This window comes from Pseudonocardia sp. CA-142604 (assembly GCF_050948475.1).
Taxonomy (GTDB): domain Bacteria; phylum Actinomycetota; class Actinomycetes; order Mycobacteriales; family Pseudonocardiaceae; genus Pseudonocardia; species Pseudonocardia alaniniphila.
The window spans coordinates 4,487,835-4,510,493 of sequence record NZ_CP192045.1 but is presented as its reverse complement, the minus strand read 5'-3'; the positions used below and the strand labels follow the sequence as shown (position 1 = coordinate 4,510,493).

Below are 22,659 nucleotides of genomic sequence, written 5' to 3'. Positions count from 1 at the left end.
AAGCGCACAGAGGAGAGCTGCCGGCGGGTGGGATGCCCGCGACGGGACGGCCGAACGGCCGCTCTACGCGAGTCGGCCCGCGCTCATGATCCGTTCGGTCTCCTTGCCGATCTCCCAGAGCCGGCACGGCCATACGGGCGCTGCAGTGGTCGGATACCGGCAGCCGCGGCAGTGGCCGGTGGAGTCGGCGCTGTGCTCGACCAGGATCCGGCGCAGAGCGCCGGCAGAATACGTGGCCGCGAGTATCTCGGCGATGCTCTGAATCTGGTCGGACCTCGACTGCTCCGCCACGTGGACGCCCCCTGTCGGCTCGTGCGCGAGGCCCGCCCGGCGCCACGAATCGTGCAGCGGCAGCCGCGGGCATTCACTCCGTGTCAGCCCTCGTCGTTTCGTCTCCATCGTGTGGTGCAGCAGCGCGTTCCCAGTTGTCACGGAGGGTATGCGCACGGATCACCACAGTGACTTACACCGTTGGCAGTGTGCCGCTCACGGGATGCATATGCAAGATGCAGCTGCATGTGCACGATCAAGAAGGAACAAGAACCAATCCGCCGGGTGATCCGAGCGCCGAGTCGCGGGATGTCAAGGCGCCCAAACTCCAGCTCTGAGCTGCATGAATCCAGTAGTTGAACATTCATCTCAAGGCCGTCCAGCGCCCTATACAACTGTCACGTGCGGGCGCACGTACGGCGTCCACCGTGCATATGCACGTGCATATGCACGATGCTACGTTCTCCCCGGCCTACTGACTCTGCACGAGCGGAGATGATCAATGCCGAACGAGGATCTCAGCGGCTGGTCCGCAGAACGACTTCGTGCCGCCACATGGCGAAAGAGCAGCTTCAGCGGCCAGAACGCCTGCGTGGAGGTTGCGACGCTGGACTCCGGCGACGTGGCCGTGCGCCATTCCCGCCATCCCTCGGGGCCCGCGCTCGTCTTCACCGCCGCCGAATGGTCGGCGTTCCTGACCGGCGCACAGCACGGTGAGTTCGCCGTGCCCGCCGGTCCCGGCAGCGCCATCACGTGAGGGGGACGAACCGGCGCCGGACGTGTCATACGTCCGGCTCAGATCTCCGAGATCACCTTGCTGAGCAACTGACGCGACCGGTCGGGCGTCTCGGCGTCCACGGACAGGCGGTCGATCGACCGGCTGTACGTCTCGATCTCCTCCTGACTGTCGAGATACAGCGCACCGCTGAGGTGCTCGATGTAGACGACGTCAGGGAGTTCGGGCTCCGCGAAGCGCAGGATCATGAACGGGCCCTCCGCCGCGTAGCCGCTGAGGGCGTTCGGCACGACCTGCACCGTGATGTTGGGCTGGCGCGACGCTTCGAGCAGATGGTTGAGCTGTTCCCGGAGCACGCGCCGGCCACCGATCGGGCGGTGCAGCACGGACTCGTCGATCACCACCCACAGCTTCGTGGGGTGCACGCCCGTGAGGATCTTCTGCCTCTGCATCCGTAGCGCGATGCGGCGCTCGGTGTCGGCGGGTGCGTGCTCGGGCCGCCCGCGGGTCATGATCGACCGTGCGTACTCCTCGGTCTGCAGCAGACCCGGGACGAACTGCAGCTCGTAGGCCTGGATGCGCTCGGCCGACTCCTCCAGGCCCACGAAGTCGTGGAACCAGCCGGGCATCACGTCGTTGTACCGGCGCCACCAGCCGGGCTGGTTGGCCTGCCGGACCATCTCGAGGAAGGCCTCGCGCTCCGCGGCGTCCTCGACGCCGTAGGTGATCAGCAGGTCGGACACGTCGCGTTCCTTGAACGCGACCCTCCCGAGCTCGAGGCGGGAGAGCTTCGAGTCGGACGCGCGGATGACGTAGCCGGCCTCGGACCGGGAGAGTCCCGCAGCCTCCCGGAGGCGCCGAAGCTGGGCTCCGAGCACGATGCGCCGGGCGGTGGATCCGCGAGTGGGTTCGCCGCTCGCGCCGGTCTCGGATTGGCCGCGTTCGACCATCCGCTCCTCCCGTTCGAGCCGTCGGAACTCTCCACCTCTCTCGCGGCGGACGGAGGGCCGTGCCCTACCCGCCGGTGAACCGTACACGCGACGATGCCAGTGGCAGAAGTTTCGGCTGAGGTTCATCTGGGTGACCCCTTGCCCTACACTCGCACCGCCCGAGCGAGATTGCGGGCCACGACCAACCACGTAGTGAGGCACGTATGCCTGGTGCTGAGGCTCCCGCTTCCCACGAAGTCGTTCCGCCTTATATCGACGTGTCGAAGGCGAGTGTCGCCCGGGTCTACGACGCTTTCCTCAACGGCAAGGACAACTACGAGATCGACCGTGAGGTCCTGCGCCGGATCCAGCAGGTTGCGCCGGAGGCCACTCTGCTGGGGTGGGACAACCGCGAGTTCCTCATCCGCGCCACCCGCTTCATCGCGAGCCAGACCGGCATCACCCAGTATCTGGACTGCGGCTCCGGCCTGCCCACCGCGGAGAACACCCACCAGGTCGCGCAGCGGCTGGCCCCCGATTCGCGTGTCGTCTACGTCGACAACGACCCGGTGGTGCTGGCTCACGGCCGAGCCCTGCTCGAGGAGAACGACCAGACACACCTCATCGCTGCCGACATCTTCGAGCCGAGAGACGTGCTCGAGAACGAGGTGGTGCGCAAGCATCTCGACTTCTCGCAGCCCATTGCGCTCCACCAGTGCGGCACGATGCACCACTACACGGGCGAGCGGTACGGCGAGATCATGCAGGAGTACATCGAGGCCCTGCCGTCCGGATCGTATGTCGCACTCAGCCACTTCTTCGACCCCGAGACGTCCGAATACAGCGGCCTCGCGCGAAAGATGGAAGAGATTTTCATCCACAGCCCGATGGGCAGTGGAGCCTTCCGCACGAAAGCTCAGATCGAGAGCATGTTGCACGGGCTCGAACTGGTCGAACCCGGTTTGGTGCGGTGTACGGACTGGTGGCCCGACGGTCCGCACGTGAAGCCGATGGCTCCTGTTCAGTACTGCATCGTCGGCGCCGTCGGCCGAAAGCCCTGACGCTCACGCAAACCCCGAAATCGCCATACCACCCATGACCAGTGCAGACTGGCTCGGATGACGGACCGTTCACCGCCGAGCACAGGCGACCCCCGGCTGGACCTCGTGGCCGGGTCGATCACGCTGCGACGCGGGCGGATCGAGTTCGTGCACCCGCGTGATCCCGCGGCGCTGCTGTACGAAGAGGACATTGCCGCCGACGAGGCCTACCCGCCGTACTGGGCTGAGCTGTGGCCGAGCGGCGTCGAACTCGCGTACGCCGTGTCCGCACAGGACTGGCGCGGTGTGCCGGTGCTCGAGCTGGGATGCGGTCTGGGTCTTCCGTCCATCGCCGCCGCGCTGGCCGGGGCCCGCGTGCTGGCGACCGATCGCTCGGCCGATGCCGTCACGTTCGCCGCCGTCAACGCCGAGAGCAACGGGGTGTCCGTGGAGACGGCCGTGTGCTCGTGGGCCGACCCGGCCCCACTCATCGACCGGGGGCCGTGGCGGCTCGTGCTGGCTTCCGACGTGCTCTACGGGCAGCGCAACGTCGACGAGCTGCTCACCCTGCTCCCCCGGCTGGTCGACGACGAGGGCGAAGCCTGGATCACCGACCCGCAGCGTCCGCTGACCGACGAGTTCCTGGAGGCCGCCACGGCGACATGGCGGTTCGTCGAGGCATCGCCCAGCCGCTTGCCGCAGATCCAGATCATCCGTCTCAGCGGACCTCCACGGCCGGGCCGATCGACGTCGTGATCGCGGTCAGAGCAACGGCTTCTCCAGACCTGACCCGCGCGAGCCCTCCGCTCGGTGCTGCTCGTCGTGACCGCTGCCGGGCGTGCGGCCGTGACGCGGAGCAACCTCACCGATGATCGCGGCACCGAGCAGCAGCGGCACGACGATGAGATAGACCGAGGTCACCGCGTCGGGCGCGACGAAACCGACCGGCAACCACAGGCTCGTGGCGAGCATCAGCCAACGCGTCCGGGCCGGCCACCTGCGGCGAGCGACGACCGCGCCTGCGATCGCGACAAGTCCGAGCATGCTCAACGGCCATGCCGTGTCGAGCACCAGCAGCGCACCGGCGAGTTCGTAGTCCGGCGACGTCGGTGTGATCACCGTCGAGAGCGCTGCGAGCGCGAGCATGACGAGCTCGGCCGCGAGGAGGCCGCCCGCCCACCTCCCGTCACCCGTGGCACGGGTAGCTCTCACCACGCTCACCAGCGCGATCACACCGAGCAGGAACGCCCCACTGGCCCACACCTCGACCGGTCGCACCACTCCGTCGGTTGTCGGTGCGATGAGGCCCGCCGTCCCCCAGATCACCCCGCCGAGAGCGACCGCCGCGCCGCAGGCCCGGATCGTCGCGCTGCCCATCTGTTGCTCCTTCTCGTTCGCGACCGCCGCGTGCCGGCGGGCGGCGACGAGAGTGCCGGGCTCCCCTGCCGTTCGTCGTCCTTCCCGGTCCGGATCCGACGGTCCTCCGCGCGGTGGAGAGATCTCCGCGACGAGATCGCCCGTGGGGCGGACGTCGGCGGACGCAGGCTCCGCTAGCGTCACCGCGCATGCGCTCCCCGACGATGGTCGACTCGGCCTTCGCCGCCGCGCTGGCCGTCGGCGGGATCACCGAGCTCGTCGTGGGAGCACAGGACGAAACGCAGGTCGTGCCCGCCGTCGCCTTGGTGCTCATCGGTGCCGCCGCGATGCTGCTGCGCACCCGCGCACCACTGCCGGGATTCGGACTGGCCGTACTGGTCTTCGCCACGTCGGAGGTGCCGTCCACCGGGACCATGCTCACCGCCTCCATGGGGCTCGGACTCCTGGTCGCACTGAGCAGCGTGGCGCAGCGGTGTTCGTACGGCGCTGGGATCGCAGCCGCGACCGGCACGTTCGTCGCGTTCGGTGCCCTGAGCGTGCTGGGCGACCGGCCGTGGGACGTGATCGCATTGCTGCTGGGCATCGGCACCGCCTGGGGGATCGGCCGCCTCGTGCGCCGCGAGCAGGAGCGCAGCGCCGAGCTCGCAGCGGTCGCCGCTCAGCTCGCGCTGGAACGCGAGGCGCGTGCCGACGAGGCCGTTCGCGTCGAGCGGAGCCGGATCGCGCGCGAGCTCCACGACGCGGTCGCCCACATCGTCAGCGTGATGACGCTGCAGGTGGGAGGTGTGCGGAGAAGCCTGACCGTCGGCGGGGGCCACGACCGTGAGACCGACGTGCTGCGCACGGTGGAAGACCTCGGCCGGGAGGCGGTCGCCGAGCTGCACCGTGTGGTCGGTGTGTTGCGAGCACTCGCCTCCGAGCCGGACCAGTCGGAGGGGTCGCCGGAGCACGGGCTCACGCCGCCACCCCGGTTGGGACAGGTCGAGCAGCTGGCGGAACGCGTCCGCGCCGCCGGGCTCCTGGTCGACCTGCGCGTCGAGGGCGAGCCGCGGACGCTGCCGGGCGGGCTCGACCTCGCGGCCTACCGCATCGTGCAGGAGGCACTCACCAACGTGCTCAAGCACGCCGGACCGGCCCGGGCCAGCGTCGTGGTGCGTTACGAGGACACCGAGTTGACGGTGTCCGTCGCCGACGACGGCCCCGGCGGACCGGGCGGGCAACCCGGCCACGGGCTGACCGGGATGCAGGAACGGGTGAGCATGTACGACGGTGAACTGGTGACCGGCGCCGGTCCGGACGGCGGCTGGTCGGTGTGCGCGCGGCTGCCGGTACCCCGCGCATGATCCGCGTCCTGCTCGCCGACGACGAGGCGATGGTCCGCGCCGGACTGCGCCTGATCCTGGAAACCGAACCGGACATCACGGTCGTCGGGGAGGCTGCCGACGGCGCCGCCGCGGTAGCGGCGACCGACGGGCTGCGACCCGACGTCGTCCTGATGGACGTTCGCATGCCGGGGCTCGACGGTCTCGCGGCGACCGAGCGAATCCTCGATGCGCATCCCGCGGTCCGCGTCGTCGTTCTCACCACGTTCGACCACGACGAGAACGTGCATGCCGCGCTGCGGCTCGGCGCCTTTCCTGCTCAAGGTCGCCCCGCCCGAGCGTCTGGTCGACGCCATCCGGATTGCCGCCGACGGCGGCGCCCTGCTGGACCCTCTCGTCACCCGCCGCGTCATCACCGCCTTCGCGACGCTCCCCGCGCGCGACCACGGTGGCCGGCCCGCCGAGCTGGACCGGCTCACCACGCGCGAGCAGGAGGTGCTGCGCATGCTCGCCCGCGGCCGGTCCAACGCCGAGATCGCCGTCGAGCTCGTGGTCGGCGACGCAACGGTCAAGACGCACGTCGCCCGGGTGCTCATGAAGCTGGGCCTGCGCGATCGGGTGCAGGCGGTGATCTACGCCTACGAGCACGGTCTCGTGAAGCCGGGAGACTGAGCTACGCGACGGCGGTGAGGAACCTGCGCAGGGTGTCGTTGAACAGGTCGGGCTGGTCGAGGTTGGGCATGTGCCCGGAGTTCTCGATGACGGCGAGCCGCCCCGTCGGCACGATGTCGACGAGCTCGCGGACCATGCGGACGTGGTCGGGAGAGTCGATCGCACCGACCACTCCGAGCACCGGCACCGCGATCTTTGCGGCCCGCCGGGCGGCGTCGGCGACGGGGGTCGGCGACGGGGTCGGCGGCGGCCCGCCGTGCAGGACGTGCGTCGTCAGCGTGTCGCTGATCATCTCCCGGCACAGCGCGACGACCGCGGGGGCGACGTCGGAGAACTCCCGGTACGGGCCGACGAGCCCGAGCTCGAGGAACGCCTCGGTCCAGGCCCGCGCGTCGAAGGCGGCCTGCGCCGCGGCGAGTGCGGCGAGGCGCCCGCGGCTCCACGGGTCGCTGAACATCCGCTCGTCGAGGGGCGCCATGCTGCTCGCGCCGGCGCCGCACGAGACGACCGCCGTGACGAGCGCAGGGTGCTCCAGCGCGGTGTCCAACGCCGTGGCGGCGCCCATCGAGAGCCCGACGAGCACGGCTGACCCGATCCCGAGCCCGTGCAGCGCGGCCGCGACATCGTCGCACTGCCGGAACGGCACAGTCGGCGTCGACGACGAACCGTGCCCGCGCGCGTCGAGCCGGACGACCGTGTGATCGGCAGCGAGCGCGAGCTGCGGCTCCCACATGCGCATGTCCATCGCGCCGCCGTGGAGGAACACCAGCGGGGAGCCCTCCCCGGTCAGCTCGTACGCGATGTGGCCACCCTCGACGGGAACCGTGCCGGTCAGGATCGTGCCGGTCATGACAACTCCTCGCTGATCGGGGGGATGTCGCTGGTCAACCGGGTGACACCGGTGGCGAGCGCGTCGAGCACGCGAATGGCCGCGACGATGTCGTCCGGGTCGAGCCCGGACGCGATCGAGGCGAGGTTGCGCAGCTCCGCCTCGTGAATGCGGTCGAACGCCGCTCGCCCGGCTTCGGTGAGGCTGACGAGCGGCGACCGCTTGTGCGCCGGGTTCGGCTCGGTGGCCACGAGGCCCAGCACCAGCGCCTGGTCGACGAGACGCTGGATCACCTGCCGCGGCATCGACAGTGTGCGACCGATCGCCGGAACCGGGGCGGCGCCCCCGGCGTCGATGGTCTCCAGCAGTGCGCGGACGCCCATGGTGATCTGCTCGTCGGCGAGCGCAGCAGTGACGGCCCTGGCCGACAGCAGGTGCAACGGCCGGACGTAGCGAAGCACCGCGTAGAGCTGGCGAGCGTCGGCCGACATGGAACCGACGGTGTCAGATTGACATCGATGATGTCAATCTGATGTGGCTAGACGACCGGGACGTGCTGTTCCGTGATGCCGAGGAGCGCCCGCCCGTAGATCTCCCTGTTCAGGGACGGCGACACCAACGCGTGCCTCGTGGCGGTGGCGAGGTCGCGCCAGTACCGCTGGAGAGCGTTGGTGCGTGCGAAGGCCGATGTCCCGCCCAGATCGAGAAGCCGTTCGACCGCCTCGCGGCATCGGAGCATGACGACACCCGTATCCATCCTGATCCGGGCACGAGCGGCCACGTCCAGGCGCTCACCGCGAAGCGACGCGGCCTCGACGTCGTCGGCGGCCCGATAGGCGTGCAGCTCGGCCGTGTCGATCAGCGAAGCGACGTCCGCAACGGCCAGCTGGACGCTCGGGAAGTCGATGGCGTTGGTGTAGGTCGTGCCGGTCACCGGCCTGCCTTGTTCCAGCATCGACATGACGTGCTCCAGCGCGCCACGAGCCATCCCGATGACCGGACCTGCGACCGACAGCCCGAGCATCGACGGCACGGACGCGCGGTAGACGCTCTCCACGTCGTCCTGGGAACGCGGCGAATCATCCAACGCCGCCAGCGGAAGGGTGCGGTGGGCCGGGACGAAGAGATCTCGAACCGTGAAGCTGTCGCTGCCCGTGCCTTCCATGCCCGCCATGTCCCAAGTGCGCACGATCGAGACCTCGGACGCCGGGATCAGGGCGAGTCGGAGATCCTGCTCGCCGGAGCCCTCCTGCTCGACGGCCAACTTGCACACCAGCCACTGCGCCTGGTGGACACCGGAGGCGTAACGCCATTCGCCACTGATCGTGAAGCCACCCGGAGCGGCGTGTGCCGTGTTGGACGCGGACCCGTTGAGGCTCGCGCTCACGACAGCACTGCCGTCCTCCCCCCAGACGTCTTGCCTGGCCTCGTCGCAGAACAGCGACGCCATGTGCGCGGCACCGCAGTGGATCTTCCCCACCCAAGCGCTCGAGCCGCAGCCACGGCCGAGTTCCGAGTACACCTCGATGATGGTGCGCACGCCGGCTTCGCGGCCACCGAACTTCCGGGGCGCCGTGAGCGTGTAGAAACCACCCGCACGAAGGGCCGCGTCGACCGCAGGAGCCAGGTCGCGCAGTCGTTCGGTTTCCGCCGCATGGGAACGGAGTAGCGGCACCAATTCCCGGGCCGCCGAGCGAAGTTCGGCCCGTTCGCGCGGATCGTTGAGATTATCGCATTCCAATACGGAATCGTTCATGGCTCGAACCACCCGAAAACACCCCCGTAGCGCGGCACCAGAAACCGGCCGCAGCCGATCCGGACCGCGTCCAGTGAACCACAGACCTGGGCGGCGTTCACAGAAACCCGGCCGTAACATATATGAATCAGAATTGCACCAAACGCTCAGCCACCAGCATTACGGGCGAAACGCTGATCATATTCTCGGGGGCACCACCGGCAGCGGCCGCCGCGGCGTAGTCGATCCGCGGCGGCCGAATCATCCGGATACGACACCCGGCGTGCCGGGTGCGAGCAGCAATCTCAACCAGTGCGGGTCATCGCGTCATCGAGACCTGCGCGCCGCCGACGGTGCCGCCCTTGACCTCGTCGACATCGATCAGGACGGCGACCCCGAGGCGCTCGGGATCGTGGTCCTGCTCCACCTTCGGGCTGGCATCGAAAACAGCGCGCCGGATGCTCTCGTCGCCGGCGACACGGGCACGTCCACTGACGACATAGGTCGTACGGGAGTCCGCATCGCGGTAGAGCAGCCCGATCGCGGGATTGGAGCCGATCGCATCCACGATCCCTCCCTGGCTGTGCCGCACCCAGATCGCGAGCTGATCAACCGCGTACACGTGAACGGACCCGCGCAGGGACATGTGCGGGCGATTGTCGAGCCCCACATAGCTGACCGTGAGCGGCTTGCGGTTCTCCAGGGCACTGTTGATGCGTTCGGCGATCTCACCGGTGAGCGCGATGCCCGACTCCGTTGCCATGAATCTTTTCCTTTCCTGGTTGTGATCGTGCACTATCGAGGGGAGGCCGGACTGATCGGTCACCGATCGAGCCAGGTGGTGGCGTACCACATGGTTCCGGCCTGGTACCGGTCCATGCCGTTGACCTCGCGACGGGTGATGGTGGATCGGTAGCTGCGGCTGAACCATGCGACCGCGAGGTCCCGGCCGGACAGCAACTCGACCTGCTGATACAGCTTGGTCCGCTCGGCATCCTCCGTGGTGACCACGGCCTGGTCGAGCAGCCGATCGACCTCGGGGTTCGAGTATCTGCCGTGGTTCCCGCTGCCCCCGGTGCTCAGCAGCCTGGAAACACCGGGATATGTCGAGTTGACCTCGCCGACCCACGTCGTGAGCTGGAAATTGCCGCTCTGCGCAATGGCGGACGTGAACTGCGCGATGTCGTAGAACTGGGTCTCGATCGTGATCCCGACCGCCGCCATCTGCGCCTGGACGAACTCGGCGAACGCGACCCGGCTGTTGGTGGTGGTGAAGGTGAACTCGGGGTTCCCACCCGAGGACCGGTAGTCCTCGATGAGTTGCTTGGCCCGCTCCGGATCGTACTGTGGCCACGCGTCCGTGGCCGCCTGCGTGTGGTAGGGGCTGCTGTCGCCGAACAAGCTTTTCGCCTGAATGAGCCGCCCGTTGTACTGACTCGCTCCGAGGGCATCGAGATTGATCGAGCGGATGATCGCTTCACGCATGCGGTGGTCGTCGAACGGGGGCTGCGCGAAGTTGTATCGCAGGAACTCCCCGCCGTCGCCAGGCCCGAAGTAGACCTCCAGGTTCGGATCCGCGAGACCGCGGACCAGTTCCTGGTTGTAGCCGGCGAAGATGACGTCCACGTCGCCGTTGGCGATCGACGCGTACCGCGACTCCGTGTCCGGCAGCGGCCGGAACTCCAGGCCGTCGAGATGGGGCATCCCCTGCTGCCAGTAGTCGTCGTTGCGGGCGAACACGCTCTTCGAGTCGGGAACCCACTCGACGAACCTGAACGGCCCCGCGCCCACCGGATTGCGGCCGATGTCCGCGCCGTACTTCGCGAGCGCTGCCGGCGAGACCACCATCCCCAGCGTGCCGTCCGTGAACGGCAGCGCGAAGAGGGTGGCGAACTCACCCATCGGTTGCGCGAGCACGAACTCCACGGTGAGTGGGTCCACCGCGCGCATCGACGTGATCATGCTCGCGCCCGCGTGGGCAGGCGACGATGCGGTGTCGATGTGCCGTTGGACGTTGACCACCACCGCGTTCGCGTCGAAGACCGTGCCGTCGTGGAACCTCACCCCGGACCGCAGCCCCATGCGCCACGTCGTGCCGCCGTCGCGGCTGTCCATCGACTCCGCCAGGTAGGGCTCCACTCCGCCACCGGGCGTCATCCGCATCAGCGAGTCGTACACAGCAGTCGCCGCCACGTTGCCGTTGTAGACGGTCGGATCGAAGCTGGTGATCTCGCTGGTCATCCCCAGAAGAAGCGTTCCGCCTCGGTGCGGTTCGCCTTCGGCCGCGAGGTCTCCTCCGTAGGGATTCACCGCCGCCAGTGGCGGACGTCCGGCGGCGGCCGGCCCCTGCGCCGCGCCGCACGAGGCCGTCAGCACGGCCAACCCGCCCGCCGCGAGGACGACGAGAGCCCGCCGCCGAGGAATCGGTATCACTGCGCTCCTCCTGATCGTGTGGAGGCAGCGGGCTGTCGAGCGACCCCGCCACGCTGCGGGTAGGACGACGTGCGCACCCGGACGAGGCCTACCGGGCGGGGACGGGCCGACGCCGGGGACGTCAGCCGCGGACGGTCAGGAGCCTGCGATGGGAGTGCGGTCGCGGACCCCGTGGACGTCCATCTCCCGCACCAGCGGGTCGGCATCGGTGCCGAGTACGCGCCAGTCCTCGCCGTCCTCGAGAATCTTCTCCGCCGATCGGACCTCGAAGTAGTTGTGCTCCGCCGACGTCGCGGGCGCTTCACCACCGTCGGCCACGCTCTTGGCCGCGGCCATCAGCAGCCGGCGCATCCGGATGATCGCCTTGTCCGAGGTGCCCAGCCGCTCCTGGCTGCGGTCGTAGATCGGGCCCATCGACTCGGTGACCATCAGGTCCTGGCTCACGAACTCCGCCACACCGGAGAACGTGAGGTTGCGCTGTTCCTCACGGTCGATGCCGTAGTCGTTCTCGGCCGTGTACTCGCGATGGATCACACCGTTGCCGCCGACCTCGGCCCGGGCGAGCTTGAACGGCGCCACCGAGAACAGCGGCGCCCCACCCACGCCACGGGAGTTGTCGAGCGGGCGGGTGTTGAGGAGGTAGCGGTGGGTGTTGTGGTCGTCGACCGGCACGAAGATGCCGTGGCGGACGCCGAGCGGCACGGTGGCGATCACCGTGTGGTACGGGTAGCAGAACGCGCTCATCCGCACGTGCGTGTGCCCGTTGGGCGTCTCCCGGATTCCGACGTACTTGAACCCGTACCACGTGTCCTCGACCTCCAGGCGCGGCGCGCGGTCGTGGCGCCAGAACTTCCACGACATCGGGTTGGAGGGGTAGCCGGGCTTGTCGCTGCCGTCGTCGGGGATGTCGTCGACGCCGTTGAACTGGTGCAGCCAGGAGATGTGGGAGGTGTCGAGGTTGCCCTCCATCGCCTGCACCCAGTTGCACGTCGAGTGCATCTTCGTGGCCTGCACGTGCTCGGGCTCGAGGCTGTCGCTGCCGAAGTCGCGGAACGGCGTCATCGTGTCGGCCGGGCCCATGTAGGTCCACACGATCCCGCCCGACTCGTGCGTCGGGTAGGCCGTGATCCGGACCTTGTCCTTGAACACGCTCGTGGGCGGCTCGCTCGGCATGTCCGTGCACGCGCCGTCGGCGTCGAACTTCCAGCCGTGGTACGGGCAACGCAGCCCGCACTCCTCGTTGCGTCCGAAGTAGAGGGACGCACCGCGGTGCGGGCAGTTCTCCTGCACCAGGCCGACCCGACCGTTCGTGTCGCGGAACGCCACGAGGTCCTCACCGAGCAACCGCACGCGAACAGGATCACTGTCCGGCGCGGGAACCTCGCTGATCAGCAGAGCCGGCGTCCAGTAACGGCGCAACAGCTCACCCATGGGAGTGCCCGGCCCGACCCGGGTCAGTAGCTCGTTGTCCTCGGTTGACAGCATCGTCATCCCCTTTCGGTGTGGGCTACGACAAGGTCGTCCGGTCCCCGTCTCGGCGGAGTTGGTCCTCGACGCCGGCGATCACGGGGCGTTCGTGGTCCGGCAGGCGCTCGTGCAGCTCATCCCCCGCGCCTCCTGCCGGCCCTCGTGGCCCTCAGTCGCCCATGAACGGTTGACCCGAGCTAACCATGTTGTCCGAAGTGTGGTCAACGAAATTGTTAACGATCCTGGCGCGCAGACGCTCCCGCTGCCGGGCGCGCGACGACGCCACGGTCCGACGAGGCACGAGGCCTCATCGGACCGTGGCGATCAGCCTGCCTGGTCAGTCGTCCATGGGGGGAAGCCCGGGCAGCACCTTCTCGAGCGTGATCGGGAAGTCGCGCACCCGGACGCCGGTGGCGTTGAACACGGCATTGGCCATCGCGGCGCCGGCCCCGCAGATACCCAGCTCTCCGATGCCCTTCGCCCCGAGGACGTTGGCCTTGTCGTCGAAGCCCTCCAGCAGGACGGCGTCGAGATCGGGAATGTCGGCGTGGACGGGCAACAGGTACTGCGCGAGGTCACGGCTGACGAACCCGCCGGTGTCCTGGTCGATGATGAGTTCCTCGTCCAGCGCCGCGCTCACCCCCCAGATCATCCCGCCCATCAGCTGTGAACGCGCTGTCTTCGCGTTGAGCGCACGACCGGCCGAGAACACCCCCAACATCCGCCGGAGACGAATTTCGGCGGTGTCGGCATCGACGCCCAGTTCGACGAAATGGGCTCCGTAGGTGTGGATCGCGTAGTCCCGGTAGTTGGGCTCGTCGGACATGCCGAGGATCTCGCCCTCCGCCTCCACGCCCTCGGGGTGGTCGCGCGCGACGATGTCGCTCAGCGACTCGGAGGCGCCGCCGATGCTGACGCTCCCGTCCGCGAACACCGCGTCCGCTGCGTCCCGGCCGTGCAGCGCGGACCGTGCGTCGCCACACGCCGTGGCCAGCACCTTCTCGCGCAGGGCCGCGCACGCGCGATGGACCGCAGTGCTGGTGTTCGCGGCACCCCAGGACCCACCCGATCCCGCGCTCAGGGGGAACTCGGAGCGCCCGAGTTCGACCCGCACGCGATCGGGAGGCAGTCCGAGTCCGTCGGCCGCCACCTGGGTGAGGATCGTGTATGTCCCCGTACCGATGTCCGTCATGTCCGTCCGGACGACGGCGGCACCATCGGGCCCCAGCCGCACCAGCACCTTCGTCTCTGCCTGCAGATGGACGCGGATGGCCGAGGCCATGCCGTAGCCGACCAGCCATCGGCCGTCGCGCATGCTCGCGGGCTCGGCGTTGCGGCGCTCCCAGCCGAACCGGCGAGCGCCTTCACGCAGGCACTCCACCAGCTTCCGCTCGCTGTAGGGCACACCGCGCTCGGGATCGACCTTCGGCTCGTTGAGGATCCGCAGCTCCACCGGATCCATCCCGAGCTCGTGGGCCAGCTCGTCCATCGCCGACTCCACGGCGAGCATGCCCGGCGCCTCCCCGGGTGCGCGGACGTCCTCGCCGCGCACCAGATCCAGCGGCACCATGCGGTGGCTCGTCGACCGGTTCGGAGCGGCGTAGAGGCTACGGGTGGTGGTTGCCGTCGGCTCGACGTACTCCGAGTGGCGGCTCGTGTGCATCGTGACGTTGTGGGCGATCGCGACCAGCCGCCCGTCGCGTCCCGCGCCGAGGCGCATCCGCTGGTTCGCCATGGGACGCACCGCGGTGAGGTGGAAGACCTGCTGCCTGGTCACCGCCACCTTGACCGGACGGCCCAGCGCGCGAGCGGCCAATGCCGCCAGGATCGTCTCGTAATGGATTCTCAGCTTGGACCCGAATCCCCCACCGATGTACGGGGAGACGATGTGGATGTGTTTCGGATCCATCAGCAGGGTGTTGGCGACCGAGGAGCGTGCCGCATCAACGATCTGCGCGCTGGCGTAGACGACCAGGTCCTCGCCTCGCGGCACCACCAGGCACGCCTGCGGCTCCAACGGCTGCGAGAGGACACACGGCGTGGTGTAGCGCTGGTCGATCGTGACCTCGGCGGCGGCGAACCCGGCATCGAAGTCGCCCACCGCGGTATCGGCCGGGATCCCGAGAATCAGCGATTCCGGGGTGTACGCCTGATCTTGCGCCGCGGCGAAGTCGTAGGAACCCGGCCCACCTGCGTACTCGACATCCACCAGCTGTGCCGCCGCCCGTGCCTGCTCGAACGTCGCGGCGACGACAAACGCCACCGGCTCCCCGTAATGATGGATATCGGGGCCGCTCAGCGCCGGGAACGCGCGCCAGTATTCGAAAGGTATGGACAGGTCGGGGGTGCCTTGCTCCTGCGTGTTGTGGTGGGTCATCACCGTGTGCACGCCGGGCGCGGCCTCGGCGCGAGCAGTGTCGACGCGCGTGATGCGTCCGGTGCCCACCGTCGCACCGACGACGAAGCCGTAGAGGGGCTGGATGCCGTCGACCCAGTGCTCGTAGGCGTAGGTGGCCTTGCCGGAGACCTTCAACGGGCCGTCGACGCGGTTGAGTGCCTGCCCGATCATCGTCATCGCCGTCTCAGCTCCCCTCGGCGAGCTGCGCCAAGGTGCGGCACAGCGTCCGCTGGGCCAGCTCGATCTTGAAGTCGTTGTGCCCCCGCCCCACGGCCCCCCGCATCGCCGCCTCCGCCGCCTCGCGATAGGTCGCCATCGTGGCCGGACGCCCGACCAGCACCGCCTCCGCTTCGGCCGACCGCCAGGGCTTGTGCGCCACACCGCCGAACGCCACCCGCGCCCCGCTGATCGTCCCCTGATCCGTGGCGACGATCGCCGCCACCGAGACCAACGCGAACTCGTACGACGCGCGATCCCGGACCTTGCGATAGAACTGCCGACCCGCGGGAGCAGGCGGCAGAACCACCGCCGTGATCATCTCTCCGGGCCGCACCACCGTCTCGACATGCGGTGTGTCACCCGGCAACCGATGAAACTCCCCGATCGGCACCCGGCGCTCCGCACCATCCGCATCGAGCAGTTCGACCTCCGCATCGAGCACGGCCATCGCTACCGCCATGTCCGAGGGATGGGTAGCGATACACGCGTCACTCGCGCCCAGAATCGCGTGGATCCGATTCACACCACCGATCGCGGAGCACCCCGACCCCGGATCCCGCTTGTTGCACGGCGCGGCCGTGTCGTAGAAGTACGCACACCGCGTGCGCTGCAACAGGTTGCCCCCGACCGAGGCCTTGTTCCGCAACTGACCCGACGCACCCGCCACCAGCGCCTGGGTCAACACCGGATACCGGGTGCGCACCCGCTCATCACCGGCAGTGTCGGAGTTGGCCGCCTGCGCACCGATCCGCAACCCCCCATCCGGCAACTCCTCGATCTCCCGCAACGGCAACCGGCTGATATCCACCAGATGCCGCGGCCGTTCGATCTCTAGCTTCATCAGATCCAGCAGATTCGTGCCACCGCTGATGAACTTCGCCCCGGGCCGGGCCGCCGCGGCAACCGCTGCCTGCGCGTCCACCACTCGTTCATAGGTGAAGGACCTCATCGCCGGTCTCCTTCCGCAACGAGGCGAATGGCCGCGACGATGTTCGGATACGCGGCGCATCGGCAGATGTTGCCGCTCATCCGCTCGCGGATCTCCTCACCGGTGGCCGCGATCTCGGTCGCCGATACGTCCGCGGTGACATGGCTCGGCCAGCCGTCCTCGACCTCGGCGAGCATCCCCACCGCCGAACAGATCTGGCCCGGCGTGCAGTAGCCGCATTGGAAACCGTCGCATTCGACGAAGGCCGCCTGCATCGGGTGCAGGTCACCGGGCTCCCCCAGGCCTTCGATCGTCGTGACCTCGTCGTCCTCGTGCATCACGGCGAGCGTCAGGCACGAGTTGATGCGCCGGCCGTTCACCAGCACGGTGCACGCGCCGCACTGCCCGTGGTCGCACCCCTTCTTGGTGCCGCTCAGCTGCAGATGCTCGCGCAGCGCATCCAGCAACGACGTCCGCGTGTCCACCTCCAGACGCTGCGCACGGCCGTTGATCCTCAAGGTGATGGCCGCGATCTGGGGCATCTCTTGCTCGCTCGATCCGACCGCGGTGGATGCGCCACCGCTCAGCCCGGAGGACGAGGCCCCTTGGAGACGCGTTGCTGACTCACTGTTCACAGTCCCTCCTCATCCTGACCGTGGGGTCACACGATCAGCGTTCGTCGAGATCGGTGGACGGGCGGCACGGCTGAGGTCGCGGCTCCGGAGCGATCCGCGTGCGGCCGACATATGATCGTCGCCCGATTTGTTGATTATTGGCACGGCGCGCGGGTCATGCTACAGCGACTCGGATGCATGGTTTCGGCACATTGCGCGACGTCCGATATGATCATCCGTGATCATATCGAGATACGGAAACCTGACCGAAGAGGACCACGCAGGTAGAGAGAACTGAGGCTCGTCAACATCGACGTGGGGTCGACGACCGCCCCGTCGGGTCACGGTGCGCGCGGACCGCTCAGCCCTCGATCAAACCGCCCGTACGGCGCACGGCACACTCATCAACTTCCATCCCTCCCGCGGCCCCGCGCATACAGCCGAAGCTTAGCGATGGACGGGCGCGCCACAATAGAGGGAATTTGCGACCGGCTCCCGATCCCCCGCAAGAAGGTATCGAAAACGTGAGCGTGAGCCGAACGGACGAACATCACGAATGACGCACGCGTGAGATCGCCGTGCGACAGCGCCTGGGCTCCCGGAGGTGCCGGCTTGCCCTCGACTAGCTGATCAGCTCGTGCAGCGCCCGCTGAGCAGCCTCGAGTTCGGCACTCAGGCGCTCCACCCGTTCGAGCTGCCGCTGGCGCGCTGCCTCCAGCGACGCATCGATCGCCTCGGCCACCACGGAGGGCAACGCCCTGGCGGCCTTGGCCACGTCACCAGGCTGTACCGGGGTGGGCCGTACGGTGCGCTTCTTGCCGATCATGACCTCGACGGTCCACTCCCCCTCCGCTGTGGCGTTGAGGGTGACCGTGACCTCTGCGGGACGCCCGGCCGAACGGCTGCCCGTGGAACGCGGGCGATCGGGCGCCTTGACCGGCGCCGGCGGGGGTGGCGGCGCCTTCTGGGGCGCGGGCGGGGACGGCGCAGGCGTCCACTCCGGTTCGGGCTCGGACCGCGGCTTCTCCGGCGTCGATGCAGCCTGAGGCGCCTCTTCCGACGGCACGATCGGCTCGGGAGCCCGCTCGGCAGGCCGTTGGACCTTCTTGCGCGCCGGTCGTGTTCTCGTGAGCTCGCTCGGCGAGCAGAACATCGTGTCGCGCGAGCCCGCGGGTTTGACCTGGATGAAGTCGCCCTCGGCGACCTCGTCGATCGAGATCACCTTGGCCGAGCCGTTGGCCGGCACACCGACCGCGGCCGGGGTGAACCACACCGTGAGCGGCCTCCCGGCCGCCAACTCCTGACGCGCTTCCGCCAGGTCCTGCTCCGACAGCGGATTCGCTGCGACCATCGTCCGTAACTCCCCTTGCCTCAACTGCGGTGCATTCTGCACAGGGGTACCGACAGAACCGGTGGCGGCATCGTCGATCCACTCGGAGCCGATCGCAACCGGCTCGATCAGGCCGTAGCGGGCGGGGCCGACCGTAACTCGAGACCCTCGAACGTGCCGCTGGTGCGCCACTCGTCGAGGTACCGGAAGTAGGCGCTGGGCCCTGCCGGATAGCCGACGTTCAGCAGCGCCCGCCGTCCCGGATCCTGCCCCTCATTGTTGTAGTAGCCCGGAGTGCAGTCAGGGGACCGCCGCATCCGCCCCGGCCCGGTCAGCAGGAGCGCGATCCACCGGTCCTCGGCCTCCTGGCTGACCTCGATCTCGTCGGCGCCGCTGTCCAGGGTGTGCTTGATGGTGGTCGCGATCGTCCGGGCCGACTCCGTGAGGTTGTGTGGGACGTTGGAGAGCAGGTTCGCGCCCTGCGTCGGCTGCACGAAGAACGCGTTCGGGAAGCCGCGGACGTGGATGCCGTGCAGCGAGCGCATCCCGTCGGCCCAGTGCTCGGACAGCGTGACGCCGTCGCGTCCGATCAGGTCGTAGCCCGCCCGCCGCGTGTAGGCGGTGCCGACCTCGAAGCCGGAGGCGTAGATGATGCAGTCGACCTGGTACTCGGTGCCCGCGACCACCACCCCGTGCTCGGTGATCCGCTCGACGCCCTTGCCGTCGGTGTCGACCAGATGCGTGCCGGGCACGTTGTAGGCCTGCAGGTACTCGTCGTGGAAGCAGGGCCGTTTGCACAGCTGGCGGTACCAGGCCTTGAGATGCCCGGCTGTGGCCCGGTCCTCGACGATCCCGTCGACGCGGGCCCGGATCTCCTCCATCTTCTCGTGGTCGGAGTCCTCGAAGGCGGCCAGCATCGTCATCGGGGTGCGTTCCCCGGCCGGGAGCGTCATGACTTTCGCCCGCACCCGCCTGGCGATCTCGGTCCAGCCGTCCATCACCAGGTCCTCGGTAGCCACGCCGCCGGTCTGGTTGGCCGTGAAGTTCTCCAGCCAGCGTCGCTGCCAGCCCGGCGTGGCGATCCCGGCGAACCACTCGGGGTCGATCGGATGGTTGCCGCGGACGTCGACCGACGACGGGGTGCGCTGGAACACGAACAGCTCACGGCACGACCCGGCCAGATGCGGCACGCACTGCACGGCCGTGGCACCGGTGCCGATGATCGCCACCCGCTTGTCGGCCAGCCTGTCCATCGGCGCGCCGGAGGGGTCCCCGCCGGTGTAGTCGTAGTCCCAGCGGCTGGTGTGGAACGAGTGCCCCGCGAACGCGTCGATACCTGGGATGCCCGGCAGCTTCGGGACGTGCAGCGGCCCGATTCCCATGGCCACGAAACGGGCCGTGAAGTGATCGCCGCGGTTGGTGCTGACGACCCAGCGGGAGCGCTGCGGATCCCACTGCAGTCCGGTCACCTCGGTGTGGAACAGCGCGTCCTCGTACAGCCCGAAGTGCTTTCCGATGCGCTGGCAGTGCTCGAGGATCTCCGGCGCGTGCGCGTACTTCTCAGTCGGCATGTGACCGGTCTCTTCGAGCAACGGCATGTAGACCATCGACGCCGTGTCGCACTGCGCACCCGGATACCGGTTCCAGTACCACGTGCCGCCGAAGTCGCCGCCCTTCTCGATGATCCGCACGTCGTCGATCCCGGCTTCCTTGAGCCGCGCGCCGGTGACCAGGCCGCCGAACCCACCGCCGATGAACACGACCGTGCAGTCGTCGGTCTTCGGTTCGCGTTCGGTCCGCGGGGTGTACGGGTCCTCCAGGTAGTGCGCGAACCGCCCGGTGAGGCGCTGGTACTGGTCGTTGCCGTCGGGCCGTAGCCGCTTGTCACGCTCCTCGAGGTACTTCCTGCGCAGCGCCGTCTTGTCGATGACAGTGCCGTCCGGCCTGGTCAGCGGCCCGGTGACGCTCATGCACCCTCCGGAAGTGACGTGCGGAGAGACAGGCGCCCCTCACTAGTGCCAGGATGTCACTCATCAGTGACAGCCTTCAAGGCCGGCCCGGTACCATCCCGGCGTGACCCACGACGCCGGCAGCGCCACCTCGCTCGCCGACGAACAACGCGACGTCGCCCGCTCCCGGATCCTGCGGGCCGCTCGCACTGTGCTCGCCGAACGCGGCCTCGCCACCACCGTCGACGACGTCGCCGCAGCGGCCGGCGTCAACAGGCGCACGGTCTTCCGCCACTTCGCCACCCGCGACGGGCTCCTCGTGGCCGCCATCAGGGACGGCGTGCGCCGCTACGCGCTGCAGATCCCACCTCCCCCCGAGGACGACGACCTGCGAGCCTGGCTGCTCGACCTGCTGACCGTCACCCATCGCCTGAACGCCCGCAACGGCCGCATCTACTGGGAGCTGGCCGTGCTCACTCCCGACGACCTGTCGGCCGAGCTGGCCGAGGCGGCCGCGGAGCGGCGAGCCAGCCGCAGGCGTTTCGCGACGAACGTGACGTCCCGCGTCTGGCAGGCCCGCGGCGGCCGCGGCGAGCCGCCTCCGTGGCTCGTCGACGCCGTCGCGGTGCACCTGTCGGGATTCAGCACGCAGTCCCTGGCAGGCGACTTCGGTCGTACCCCGGAGGAAGTCGCCGTCGTGTCGGCCCACGTCATCGAAGCTTCGCTGGCCGCGGCCCTGGCTGCAATGCGCTGATTCGACGCCTCGGCCCGTTCCATCTCATATCGTAGGACCCCGCGCGATTCAGGGCCACGAAACGGCGTTTTGCGTGATCTGTGACGTTTTCAGGAGCCTCCGGGGCGCACGCCACATGCGCATACGACCACAATGTGCGGCGCCGATCCGCCGGCTCCGTCATCATGGCCGGAAGTCTTCAGCGGCGTGCCCGCCGGTAGCATTCGTCGGCGTCAGCAAGTGCCGGCGCGGGACCGATTCGGTCCTCACCGAAAAAACCCACAACACGTCAAGGCGGCGAAATCGTGCACCAGAAGCGACCGTTCCGGCGGCCCGGCCATCTCGGAGGAGTGTGTTGATGACCAGCGCCACCGTCGACGCCCCATCACAAAGCAGAATCGCCATCGCCAGCTTCATCGGCACCGCGATCGAGTTCTACGATTTCTACATCTACGGCACCGCCGCCGCACTCGTGTTCGGCACCCTCTTCTTCCCCTCGTTCTCCGCGACTGCCGGCACCCTCGCTGCGCTGGCAACGTTCGCGGTGGGCTTCATCGCCCGCCCACTGGGCGCGATCCTGTTCGGCCACTTCGGCGACCGGCTCGGCCGCAAACGGATGCTGATCACCTCACTGCTGGTCATGGGCATCTCCACGGTGCTGATCGGCTGCGTGCCCTCGTTCGCCGCGATCGGGGTGGCCGCCCCGATCCTGCTCGCGGTTCTGCGATTCCTGCAGGGCATCGGACTGGGCGGAGAGTGGGGCGGGGCCGTGCTGCTGGCCACCGAGTACGCCCCCGCCGGCAAGCGCGGGCTCTACTCGGCATACCCCCAGCTCGGCCCGGCCATCGGATTCGCGCTGGGCAACTTCCTGTACCTCGTGCTGAGCGCGAGCATGAGCCCTGAGTCGTTCACGTCCTGGGGCTGGCGTATTCCGTTCTGGGCCTCGGCTGTGCTGCTGGTGGTGGGCTTCTACATCCGCATGCGGATCGCGGAGACCCCGGTGTTCCGCGCGGCGGTGGCGCAGGCCCACCAGCAAGCCCGGGTGCCGTTCCTCGAGCTGCTGCGGCGCCAACCGGTGGTGCTCATCCTCGCCACGCTGTCGTTCATCCTGGCGTTCACGATGTTCTACACGATCACCACCTTCTGTCTGACCTACGCCACCACCCAGCTGCACGTCGACAAGACCACGATGTTGACCGAGGCAATCGTGGCGTCACTGTTGATGGGAGCAGCGACGCTGTGGTTCGCCGCGGTCTCCGATCGCGTGGGCCGGCGCAAACTGTGCATCACCGCGGCGGTGCTCTCCGGGGTCTGGGCCTTCCCGCTCTTCTGGTTGATCCAGACTCGCCAGCCGATACTGATCGGGATCGCGATGACGGTCGGGCTGGTGTGCTTCGCGCTGCTGTACGGCCCGATGGGTGCCTACTTCCCGGAGCTGTTCCGCGTGCGCTACCGCTACTCCGGCTCCTCCTTCGCCTACAGCGCCGCCGGAATCATCGGTGGCGGCATCAGCCCGCTGATCGCCACCGACGTGCTCGCCCGCACCCACGCGACGACGGGGGTGTCCTGGTATCTGATCGGGATCGCCGTCCTGTGCCTGATCTGCCTGTTGTTCATGGCGGAGACCCGCACCGCCGACTTCACCGAGTAGATCCCCCGTCGTGTATTCCGAGAAGTT

At 68.5% G+C, this 22,659-nt stretch carries 20 protein-coding genes and 1 pseudogene; 7 read left to right on the top strand and 14 right to left on the bottom strand.

What is annotated here, in order from left to right:
• Window positions 1-63: 63 nt before the first annotated feature.
• Window positions 64-432, bottom strand: coding sequence for a hypothetical protein (locus tag ACQPZQ_RS20385; RefSeq protein WP_433298191.1), 369 nt, complete (start codon window positions 430-432; stop codon window positions 64-66).
• 340 nt (window positions 433-772) lie between these two features.
• Between ACQPZQ_RS20385 and ACQPZQ_RS20380 the strand changes: the two genes are divergently transcribed.
• A complete protein-coding gene (locus tag ACQPZQ_RS20380) occupies window positions 773-1,027 on the top strand; it encodes a DUF397 domain-containing protein (protein ID WP_433298189.1) in 255 nt (84 codons plus the stop codon).
• Between the two features lie 38 nt (window positions 1,028-1,065).
• Here ACQPZQ_RS20380 and ACQPZQ_RS20375 read toward each other — a convergent pair whose 3' ends face one another.
• Entirely contained in the window at window positions 1,066-1,956 is an 891-nt protein-coding gene (locus ACQPZQ_RS20375; protein WP_433298187.1) for a helix-turn-helix domain-containing protein, read from the bottom strand.
• A 203-nt stretch (window positions 1,957-2,159) separates the two neighbouring features.
• Between ACQPZQ_RS20375 and ACQPZQ_RS20370 the strand changes: the two genes are divergently transcribed.
• Complete coding sequence (locus tag ACQPZQ_RS20370) at window positions 2,160-2,996, top strand: SAM-dependent methyltransferase (RefSeq protein ID WP_433298186.1); 837 nt, start codon at window positions 2,160-2,162, stop codon at window positions 2,994-2,996.
• 57 nt (window positions 2,997-3,053) lie between these two features.
• Window positions 3,054-3,731, top strand: a complete 678-nt coding sequence (locus ACQPZQ_RS20365; protein WP_433298184.1) for a class I SAM-dependent methyltransferase — start codon at window positions 3,054-3,056, stop codon at window positions 3,729-3,731.
• A 6-nt stretch (window positions 3,732-3,737) separates the two neighbouring features.
• Here the strand turns inward: ACQPZQ_RS20365 and ACQPZQ_RS20360 are convergent, their stop codons facing one another.
• Window positions 3,738-4,535 (bottom strand): hypothetical protein, encoded by a 798-nt coding sequence (locus ACQPZQ_RS20360; RefSeq protein WP_433298182.1) that lies wholly within the window; start codon window positions 4,533-4,535, stop codon window positions 3,738-3,740.
• A gap of 5 nt (window positions 4,536-4,540) precedes the next feature.
• Between ACQPZQ_RS20360 and ACQPZQ_RS20355 the strand changes: the two genes are divergently transcribed.
• The gene (locus tag ACQPZQ_RS20355) at window positions 4,541-5,695 is read left to right on the top strand and encodes a sensor histidine kinase (protein ID WP_433298180.1); all 1,155 of its coding nucleotides are present in this window, start codon (window positions 4,541-4,543) and stop codon (window positions 5,693-5,695) included.
• Window positions 5,692-6,346, top strand: a pseudogene (locus tag ACQPZQ_RS20350) (response regulator). Before ACQPZQ_RS20355 ends, ACQPZQ_RS20350 begins: the two are co-directional and overlap by 4 nt.
• 1 nt (window position 6,347) lies before the next feature.
• Here the strand turns inward: ACQPZQ_RS20350 and ACQPZQ_RS20345 are convergent.
• The 11 genes from ACQPZQ_RS20345 to ACQPZQ_RS20295 all read right to left on the bottom strand — a co-directional run bounded on the left by ACQPZQ_RS20345 (window position 6,348) and on the right by ACQPZQ_RS20295 (window position 20,269).
• A complete protein-coding gene (locus tag ACQPZQ_RS20345; RefSeq protein WP_433298178.1) occupies window positions 6,348-7,196 on the bottom strand; it encodes an alpha/beta fold hydrolase in 849 nt (282 codons plus the stop codon).
• Window positions 7,193-7,666 (bottom strand): MarR family winged helix-turn-helix transcriptional regulator, encoded by a 474-nt coding sequence (locus ACQPZQ_RS20340; protein WP_433298176.1) that lies wholly within the window; start codon window positions 7,664-7,666, stop codon window positions 7,193-7,195. The genes ACQPZQ_RS20345 and ACQPZQ_RS20340 overlap by 4 nt, the downstream gene beginning before the upstream one ends.
• 47 nt (window positions 7,667-7,713) lie before the next feature.
• On the bottom strand, window positions 7,714-8,931 hold the full coding sequence (locus ACQPZQ_RS20335; RefSeq protein ID WP_433298174.1) for an acyl-CoA dehydrogenase family protein: 1,218 nt from the start codon (window positions 8,929-8,931) through the stop codon (window positions 7,714-7,716).
• Window positions 8,932-9,229: 298 nt separating this feature from the next.
• Entirely contained in the window at window positions 9,230-9,736 is a 507-nt protein-coding gene (locus tag ACQPZQ_RS20330) for a pyridoxamine 5'-phosphate oxidase family protein (RefSeq protein ID WP_433298172.1), read from the bottom strand.
• Window positions 9,733-11,343 carry an ABC transporter substrate-binding protein gene (locus ACQPZQ_RS20325; protein WP_433298170.1) on the bottom strand — a complete coding sequence of 537 codons (1,611 nt, stop codon included), beginning with the start codon at window positions 11,341-11,343 and terminating at the stop codon, window positions 9,733-9,735. Before ACQPZQ_RS20325 ends, ACQPZQ_RS20330 begins: the two co-directional genes overlap by 4 nt.
• Before the next feature lie 135 nt (window positions 11,344-11,478).
• Window positions 11,479-12,834, bottom strand: coding sequence for a Rieske 2Fe-2S domain-containing protein (locus tag ACQPZQ_RS20320; protein WP_433298168.1), 1,356 nt, complete (start codon window positions 12,832-12,834; stop codon window positions 11,479-11,481).
• A gap of 313 nt (window positions 12,835-13,147) precedes the next feature.
• Window positions 13,148-15,385, bottom strand: coding sequence for a molybdopterin cofactor-binding domain-containing protein (locus tag ACQPZQ_RS20315; RefSeq protein WP_433298166.1), 2,238 nt, complete (start codon window positions 15,383-15,385; stop codon window positions 13,148-13,150).
• A 7-nt stretch (window positions 15,386-15,392) separates the two neighbouring features.
• Window positions 15,393-16,376: an FAD binding domain-containing protein gene (locus ACQPZQ_RS20310; protein ID WP_433298164.1), complete on the bottom strand. Its 984-nt coding sequence runs from the start codon at window positions 16,374-16,376 to the stop codon at window positions 15,393-15,395.
• On the bottom strand, window positions 16,373-16,897 hold the full coding sequence (locus ACQPZQ_RS20305; RefSeq protein WP_433298162.1) for a 2Fe-2S iron-sulfur cluster-binding protein: 525 nt from the start codon (window positions 16,895-16,897) through the stop codon (window positions 16,373-16,375). Before ACQPZQ_RS20305 ends, ACQPZQ_RS20310 begins: the two co-directional genes overlap by 4 nt.
• Before the next feature lie 694 nt (window positions 16,898-17,591).
• Window positions 17,592-18,320, bottom strand: a complete 729-nt coding sequence (locus tag ACQPZQ_RS20300; protein WP_433298160.1) for a DUF6319 family protein — start codon at window positions 18,318-18,320, stop codon at window positions 17,592-17,594.
• Between the two features lie 107 nt (window positions 18,321-18,427).
• A complete protein-coding gene (locus ACQPZQ_RS20295) occupies window positions 18,428-20,269 on the bottom strand; it encodes a flavin-containing monooxygenase (protein ID WP_433298158.1) in 1,842 nt (613 codons plus the stop codon).
• A gap of 103 nt (window positions 20,270-20,372) precedes the next feature.
• On the opposite strand from ACQPZQ_RS20295, the gene ACQPZQ_RS20290 reads away from it, so the two are divergent.
• On the top strand, window positions 20,373-21,002 hold the full coding sequence (locus tag ACQPZQ_RS20290; protein ID WP_433298156.1) for a TetR/AcrR family transcriptional regulator: 630 nt from the start codon (window positions 20,373-20,375) through the stop codon (window positions 21,000-21,002).
• A gap of 337 nt (window positions 21,003-21,339) precedes the next feature.
• Complete coding sequence (locus ACQPZQ_RS20285; RefSeq protein WP_433298154.1) at window positions 21,340-22,632, top strand: MFS transporter; 1,293 nt, start codon at window positions 21,340-21,342, stop codon at window positions 22,630-22,632.
• The last annotated feature ends 27 nt before the right edge of the window (window positions 22,633-22,659 follow it).

Bases quoted from the DNA above. Each gene is read 5' to 3' on its own strand.
- ACQPZQ_RS20295 (WP_433298158.1), bottom strand. From the start codon at position 20,269: ATGAGCGTCACCGGGCCGCTGACCAGGCCGGACGGCACTGTCATCGAC.
- ACQPZQ_RS20310 (WP_433298164.1), bottom strand. From the start codon at position 16,376: ATGAGGTCCTTCACCTATGAACGAGTGGTGGACGCGCAGGCAGCGGTT.
- ACQPZQ_RS20355 (WP_433298180.1), top strand. From the start codon at position 4,541: ATGCGCTCCCCGACGATGGTCGACTCGGCCTTCGCCGCCGCGCTGGCC.
- ACQPZQ_RS20285 (WP_433298154.1), top strand. From the start codon at position 21,340: ATGACCAGCGCCACCGTCGACGCCCCATCACAAAGCAGAATCGCCATC.
- ACQPZQ_RS20320 (WP_433298168.1), bottom strand. From the start codon at position 12,834: ATGACGATGCTGTCAACCGAGGACAACGAGCTACTGACCCGGGTCGGG.
- ACQPZQ_RS20370 (WP_433298186.1), top strand. From the start codon at position 2,160: ATGCCTGGTGCTGAGGCTCCCGCTTCCCACGAAGTCGTTCCGCCTTAT.
- ACQPZQ_RS20305 (WP_433298162.1), bottom strand. From the start codon at position 16,897: ATGCCCCAGATCGCGGCCATCACCTTGAGGATCAACGGCCGTGCGCAG.
- ACQPZQ_RS20365 (WP_433298184.1), top strand. From the start codon at position 3,054: ATGACGGACCGTTCACCGCCGAGCACAGGCGACCCCCGGCTGGACCTC.
- ACQPZQ_RS20380 (WP_433298189.1), top strand. From the start codon at position 773: ATGCCGAACGAGGATCTCAGCGGCTGGTCCGCAGAACGACTTCGTGCC.
- ACQPZQ_RS20315 (WP_433298166.1), bottom strand. From the start codon at position 15,385: ATGACGATGATCGGGCAGGCACTCAACCGCGTCGACGGCCCGTTGAAG.
- ACQPZQ_RS20375 (WP_433298187.1), bottom strand. From the start codon at position 1,956: ATGGTCGAACGCGGCCAATCCGAGACCGGCGCGAGCGGCGAACCCACT.
- ACQPZQ_RS20345 (WP_433298178.1), bottom strand. From the start codon at position 7,196: ATGACCGGCACGATCCTGACCGGCACGGTTCCCGTCGAGGGTGGCCAC.
- ACQPZQ_RS20300 (WP_433298160.1), bottom strand. From the start codon at position 18,320: ATGGTCGCAGCGAATCCGCTGTCGGAGCAGGACCTGGCGGAAGCGCGT.
- ACQPZQ_RS20335 (WP_433298174.1), bottom strand. From the start codon at position 8,931: ATGAACGATTCCGTATTGGAATGCGATAATCTCAACGATCCGCGCGAA.
- ACQPZQ_RS20340 (WP_433298176.1), bottom strand. From the start codon at position 7,666: ATGTCGGCCGACGCTCGCCAGCTCTACGCGGTGCTTCGCTACGTCCGG.